Source organism: Dietzia sp. DQ12-76, from assembly GCF_014145045.1.
Taxonomy (GTDB): Bacteria; Actinomycetota; Actinomycetes; order Mycobacteriales; family Mycobacteriaceae; genus Dietzia.
The window spans coordinates 7,003-13,037 of sequence record NZ_JAALDV010000361.1 but is presented as its reverse complement, the minus strand read 5'-3'; the positions used below and the strand labels follow the sequence as shown (position 1 = coordinate 13,037).

The following is a 6,035-nucleotide window of genomic DNA, read 5'->3' as shown; positions in this document are numbered from 1 at the left end:
GGCGTGGACGGCGAGGTGGTCAGCTGCGGGCCGCCCCGCCGGTCCGCGGCCGGATGTCGTCCGGGTCGGACACCGCGCTAGTCGGTCACCGCCTGACCCGGGGTCGTCCGGAACTCGTGACCGGCCCCCTTCTCGAACAGGTCGAAGGCCTCGTCCATCACCGTGTCCCGTTCGTCTTCCCCACCGCCCGGCTCGCCCCCGGGCGGCTGGTGCCGGAGGACCGACGCGCCCGCCGCGAGGCCCAGGTCGACGATCACGCGGACGCGGAAAGGACTCAGATGCGGGGCCCGGCGCTGCACGGCCGCGTACAACGGATCGAGCACGTTGGCGGCGCAGCTCCGCTCCCCGGTGCGCAGCAGCAGCATGACCTGCTCTCCGACCACGAGAAGGTTCTCCGCCGCGACGATGTCGTCCTGCGATCGTCCGTGGGACTCCCGGAATATCGACCGCAGGACATCGAGCGGCGACATCCCCGCCGGCGCCCCGTCCACCCGACGGACCCACTCGGCGACCTGCTCGCGCAGGAAGTGCAGGAACGCGTCCTCGCGGTGGGCGAAGTAGTTGTGGAACGTGCGGGTGGAGACCCCGGCGCGCTCGGCGATCGCGGACACCGTCGCCCCGTCCAGCCCCTCGGCGACCAGGAGTTCGACCGCGGCCACCGAGAGGCGGGTGAGGGTGTCGGCCTTCTTCCGCGCGCGCAGGTCAGCCATCGGACCGCGTCCCGGCATCACCGCCGGCTGCGTCACCGGGCAGCTCGTGCCTGCCCGGCCCCGGACTCTGATCGACAACGGTCTCGGCGGAGTGCCGTCCGGCGGCCACCGCAGCCTCGGTGCCGGCACGGTCGCCGTCTCCGCTCCCCGGCTCCCCGGCGGTCTCACGGGCGGAGCCCTGTTCGGCCTCGAGCGCCAATCCCTCCACGTCGACCGCGGGCAGGATCCTGTCCAGCCACCGCGGCAGGCCCCAGGCCCGTTCGCCGAGGAGGAACATCACCGCCGGGATGATCGTCATGCGCACCACGAAGGCGTCGAACAGGACGGCGATCGCCAGCGCGAAGCCCATCACCTTGATGAACTGCTCGTCGATCGTCATGAAGGCGGCGAAGACGCTGATCATGATCAGCGCGGCGGCGGTGACGACGCGGGCCCCGTGCTTGAAGCCGTTGGACACCGCGTTGTGCGCGGTCTTACCGTGCACCCACCCCTCGCGCATGCGGGTGACGAGGAAGACCTGGTAGTCCATCGCCAGGCCGAACACGATGCCGATGAGCATGATCGGCAGGAAGCTGATGACCGGCTGCGGGTCGGAGATGATCCCCAGCCAGCCCTCCTGCCAGATGGCCACGGTGATGCCGAAGGTCGCCGCGACCGACAGGCTGAAGCCCAGCGCCGCGATCAGCGGCACCCAGATCGACCGGAACACCAGCATGAGCAGGATGAACGCGAGGGCCAGCACGATGGCGATGTACGGGATGAGGACCTCGGTGAGTCGTTCGGAGATGTCCTCGTAGATCGGGCTGACGCCGGTGACGGAGTAGGTCCCCCCGGTCTGCTGCTCGAAGTCTGCGGCTCCGGCCCGGATCTCGGCGAGGACGTCCGCGGCCCGCTCGTCGGTGGCGCCGTACTCCGGTGTGATGAGGACCTGGGCTGCGTCACCCGCCTCGTTGGTCTCGATGATCTGGGCGTTCTGCACACCGTCGAGTGCCTGGATGTCCGCCGCCGCGGTGGCCCACGCCGACGGACGCTCCTCCTCGGGCACCTGGAGGGTGTCCACGAGGGCGATCATGGGCGCGTTACGACCGGGGCCGAACGCCTCGTCCGTCATGTCGTACGCCGTGCGGTTCGGGGTACCAGGGGCCATCGTGCCGTCCGACGGCATGGCCAGCCGCAGTTGCGTGGCGGGCAGCGCCAGCAGGATGAGCAGCAGGATCCCGGCGGTGGCGAAGAGGACGGGACGGGCGCGGATACGGCGGACCCAGGTCAGTCCCATCGTCGGGTTCTCGTCCTCCGGGTCGGGCGCCCTGACGCCCTTGACCCGGGCCGCGAAGAGCCGGATCCCGACGGCGCCGAGAATGGCGGGCAGCAGTGTGATGGCGACCAGGACGGCGATGGCGACTGTCGCGGCTGCGGACAGCGCCATCGCGGTGAGGAACGGGATGTTGATGATGGACAGGGCCGAGAGGGCGACCAGGACGGTGAGCCCGGCGAAGACCACCGCGGAGCCTGCCTTACCTACCGCCAACCCGGCCAGGTGCGCGCGCGTGGGCGCGTCGATGCTCCTGAGCTTCGCGGCGAGTTCCGCGGGCTCGAGATCGTTGCCGCCGATGTGTTTGACCAGCTCGGTGCGGAAGCGGGAGACGATGAACAGCGCGTAGTCGATGCCCACCGCGAGGCCGATCATGGACGCCAGCGTCGGCGTCATGGTGTTGATCGTGTCCGTGAAGGCCGTGGCGGCGAAGATGCCCGCGATGCCGATCCCCACGCCGATGACCCCGGTGAGCAGCGGCATCCCCGCGGCGATCACCGAACCGAAGGTGATGAGCAGGATCACCGCGGCCACGGCGATGCCGATGAGCTCGCCGATGGCGCTGATCTCCGAGAGTTGGAAAGCGTTGCCGGAGTAGGCGATGGTCAGGTCACCCTCGTGCGCCGCGACCACGTCGGCGAAGGCCTCGCGGTCCTCGGCGGTGATGTCCATGGTCGTGTCCGCGTCGAACTGGATCTGGACGGTGCCGGTGGTCTGGTCGGCGCTCAGCGGACTCACCGCCGCGATGTCGGCGTCGATCTGTTCCTGCGGGACCCCCTGGGCGGCCTGGGCCTCGGTGAGCTGCTGCGCCACCCCCTCGGCGGCGATCACCGGGTTGACGATGGCATCGGTGTCGGCGAGGAAGCCCAGCTCCCGCACCTGCCCGAGGAAGTCGTCGACGTCGTCCGTGACCGCCGGATCGACGAGGGTGCTGCCCTCCGGTGCGCGGATGACGATGGTCCCCGTCGGCGCGTCGAGCTGGTCACCCGCCCCGGCGAACCTCTGTTGCATCTCGTCCTGGGTCTCGATCGACTCGAGGCCCGGGATCGAGAAGGTGGTGCTGGTCTGCTGGGACATCGTGGCCGCGGCGGTGCCGACGCCGAGTATCACCAGCACCCAGGCGGCGATGAACCGCCATCTGAAGAGGTAGGCGGTCCGCCCGATGCGGTAGAGGAATGACGCCATGCGCTGGCTCCTGGTGCGTAGGTGCTGGTAGCGATCCTTCGCAGTTTTGCATGAGCGCTGCACGATTGCACAGCCCGTGCAAGAAGGTGTGGCGCAGGACACCCCAGCAAGGCTGTCGCGCCGCCTTGCCGATACCCCCCAGGGTATGTATGGTCGGGGTACACCCACCCGAACCCCGATCGACAAGGAGATCTCGATGCTTCTCGAGCGCATCTACGACGAGGACCTCGCCCAGGCCGGGTACTTCATCGGCTGCCAGGCCAGGAACGAGGCGATGGTGGTGGACGCCCGTCGTGACATCCGCGAGTACCTCGACCTGGCCGACCGTCACGGCATGACCATCACCGCGGTGACCGAGACCCACATCCACGCCGACTACCTCTCCGGCACCCGCGAGCTCGCCGAGGCGACCGGCGCGACCGTCTACGTCTCGGGAGAGGGCGGCGACGACTGGCAGTACGGTTTCGAGGCCGAGCGGCTGCACCACGGGGACCGGCTCACGCTGGGCAACATCACGGTCGAGGCCGTGCACACCCCGGGCCACACCCCGGAGCACCTGTCCTTCCTCGTCACCGACGGCGCCTTCGCTGATACCCCCGGCTACATGCTGACCGGCGACTTCGTCTTCGCCGGCGATCTCGGTCGACCGGATCTGCTCGACGAGGCCGCGGGCGGGATCGACACGCGCTTCGCCGGCGCCTCGCAGATCTTCCGCAGCCTGAAGGAGTCGTTCGTCTCCCTGCCCGACCACGTCCAGGTCTTCCCGGGCCACGGCTCCGGCAGCGCCTGCGGCAAGGCCCTCGGTGCACTTCCGTCGACCAGCGTCGGTTACGAGCGTCGCTACGCCTGGTGGGCGGGGTACGTCAGCGACGACGACGAGGAGGGCTTCGTCTCCGAGCTGCTCGACGGCCAGCCGGACGCGCACGCGTACTTCGGTCGGATGAAGCGGCAGAACAAAGAGGGCCCGGCGGTGCTCGGGCCATTGGCCCCCCTGCGCGAGTACGGCATCTCCGAGCTGGCCGACGCGCTGGAGGCGAACGACGTCGTCGTCGTCGACACCCGCGGCCAGGACGAGGTCCACGCCGGCACCGTCCCCGGGGCGCTCAACGTCCCCGGCGTCGACAAGGCCGCCTCCTTCGGCGCCTGGGTCTACGACCCCGAGAAGGAGGACACGCCGATCGTCGTCCTCGCCGAGGGACCCGAGACGGCCGAGACGATGCGGGATCACCTGCTGCGCGTCGGCATCGACACGGTCACCGGTTACACGACCACCTTCGAGGGGCTGCCGATGACGACCCCCGAGATGATCGGACCCGACGAGCTGGCCTCGTACGACGCCGCGATGGTCCTGGACATCCGCAACAAGACCGAGCACGCCGACGGCCACATCCCGGGCTCCGAGCAGCTCAGCGGCGGCCGGGTCCTGTGGAACCTCGACCGGCTGCCGACCGACGGGCCGATCGTCACGTACTGCCAGAGCGGCGTGCGCAACTCGGTCGCGGCCAGCGCCCTCCGCCGCGCCGGCTACCGCGTGGTCGAGCTCGAGGGCAGCTTCGCGGGCTGGTCCGAACGCAACCTCGTCCCCGCCTGAGCGGACCCACCCCACACCCCGGGGGCCGGACCACCCGTCCGGCCCCCGGCTCCGCGGCGACCCGCCGCCACTCCCACTCGCCACAGGAAAGGGCTGACACCACCCGATGCTCTCCACCCTCACCAACGCCCCGACCATCGCCCCCGCCGACCTGCGCGACGCGTTGGACTCCGACACCCCGCCCACCGTGATCGACGTGCGAACCGGCGCCGAGTTCTCCGCGCTCCACGTCCGCGGCTCCTACAACGTGCCGCTGCCCCTGCTCGCGGAGCACGGCGAGGAGTTCGCCTCCCGCCTGCCCGGGCAGGTCGTGTTGATCTGCCAGTCGGGCAACCGCGCCCGCCAGGCCGGTGAACGACTCGAGGCCGTGGGCGTCGACCCCGACTCGGTGACCGTCCTCGACGGCGGGATCGCCGCGTTCGAGTCCGCCGGTGGCGAGATCGTCCGCGGAAAGGGCGTCTGGGCGATGGACAGACAGGTCCGGATGGTCGCCGGCTCGCTCGTCCTGGCCGGCGTCACCGCATCCACGCTCGCCTCGCCGAAGTTCGCCTACTTGGCGGGAGCGATCGGCGCCGGGCTCACGTACTCCGCCGCGAGCAACTCCTGCGCCATGGCCGCGGCCCTGGCCCGGATGCCGTGGAACCGCTCGGCCGACGAGCCCGGTCTCGGGTCCGTCCTGGACTCCCTGCCCACCCGCCCCTGATCCACCGCGACCCCGGCGCCCCCGCCGGAGAAAGGCACTGCCATGGAGATCACCCTGATCATCGTCGTGGCGCTGGCCGTCCTGGTCGGCCTGTCCCTGGGCCTGCTCGGCGGGGGCGGCTCCATCCTCGTCGTCCCACTGCTCACCTACATCGGCGGACTCGACCCCAAGGAGGCCATCGCCACCTCACTGTTCGTCGTGGGCGCCACATCCCTGGTCAGCCTCATCGGCCACGCCCGGAAGGGCAACGTCCGGTGGCGGACGGGCCTGATCTTCGGCGCGGCCGGCATGGTGGGCGCGTTCCTCGGCGGCCTGGCCGGCGGCTACATCCCCGGCACCGTTCTCATGGTCGCCTTCGCGATCATGATGATCGCCACCGCCGGCGCGATGATCCGGGGCCGCAGGGACCGCAACGGTCAGGCCCCGTCGACCCAGTCGCACCACCACCCGCTCTGGCGGATCCTCCTCGACGGACTCGTCGTGGGCGCCGCGACCGGGCTGGTCGGCGCGGGCGGTGGCTTCCTCGTCGTCCCG

5 protein-coding genes are annotated in these 6,035 nt (G+C 70.5%); 3 read left to right on the top strand and 2 right to left on the bottom strand.

Going from position 1 to position 6,035, the window contains the following annotated elements; translation table 11 throughout:
- Positions 1 to 77 precede the first annotated feature (77 nt).
- Positions 78 to 710: a TetR/AcrR family transcriptional regulator gene (locus tag G6019_RS12275; RefSeq protein ID WP_228549637.1), complete on the bottom strand. Its 633-nt coding sequence runs from the start codon at positions 708 to 710 to the stop codon at positions 78 to 80.
- On the bottom strand, positions 703 to 3,207 hold the full coding sequence (locus G6019_RS12270; RefSeq protein ID WP_182611890.1) for an MMPL family transporter: 2,505 nt from the start codon (positions 3,205 to 3,207) through the stop codon (positions 703 to 705). Before G6019_RS12270 ends, G6019_RS12275 begins: the two co-directional genes overlap by 8 nt.
- 196 nt (positions 3,208 to 3,403) lie before the next feature.
- Between G6019_RS12270 and G6019_RS12265 the strand changes: the two genes are divergently transcribed.
- The 3 genes from G6019_RS12265 to G6019_RS12255 form a co-directional block, all read left to right on the top strand.
- A complete protein-coding gene (locus tag G6019_RS12265; RefSeq protein ID WP_182627700.1) occupies positions 3,404 to 4,798 on the top strand; it encodes an MBL fold metallo-hydrolase in 1,395 nt (464 codons plus the stop codon).
- 106 nt (positions 4,799 to 4,904) lie between these two features.
- Complete coding sequence (locus G6019_RS12260) at positions 4,905 to 5,501, top strand: rhodanese-like domain-containing protein (protein WP_107757677.1); 597 nt, start codon at positions 4,905 to 4,907, stop codon at positions 5,499 to 5,501.
- Between the two features lie 42 nt (positions 5,502 to 5,543).
- A partial coding sequence (locus tag G6019_RS12255; RefSeq protein ID WP_182627698.1) for a sulfite exporter TauE/SafE family protein occupies positions 5,544 to 6,035 on the top strand: 492 nt, incomplete at its 3' end.

What these genes read in the sequence shown, in the direction of transcription:
- G6019_RS12270 (WP_182611890.1), bottom strand. Translation starts at nt 3,207, where the DNA reads ATGGCGTCATTCCTCTACCGCATCGGGCGGACCGCCTACCTCTTCAGA.
- G6019_RS12275 (WP_228549637.1), bottom strand. Translation starts at nt 710, where the DNA reads ATGGCTGACCTGCGCGCGCGGAAGAAGGCCGACACCCTCACCCGCCTC.
- G6019_RS12265 (WP_182627700.1), top strand. Translation starts at nt 3,404, where the DNA reads ATGCTTCTCGAGCGCATCTACGACGAGGACCTCGCCCAGGCCGGGTAC.
- G6019_RS12260 (WP_107757677.1), top strand. Translation starts at nt 4,905, where the DNA reads ATGCTCTCCACCCTCACCAACGCCCCGACCATCGCCCCCGCCGACCTG.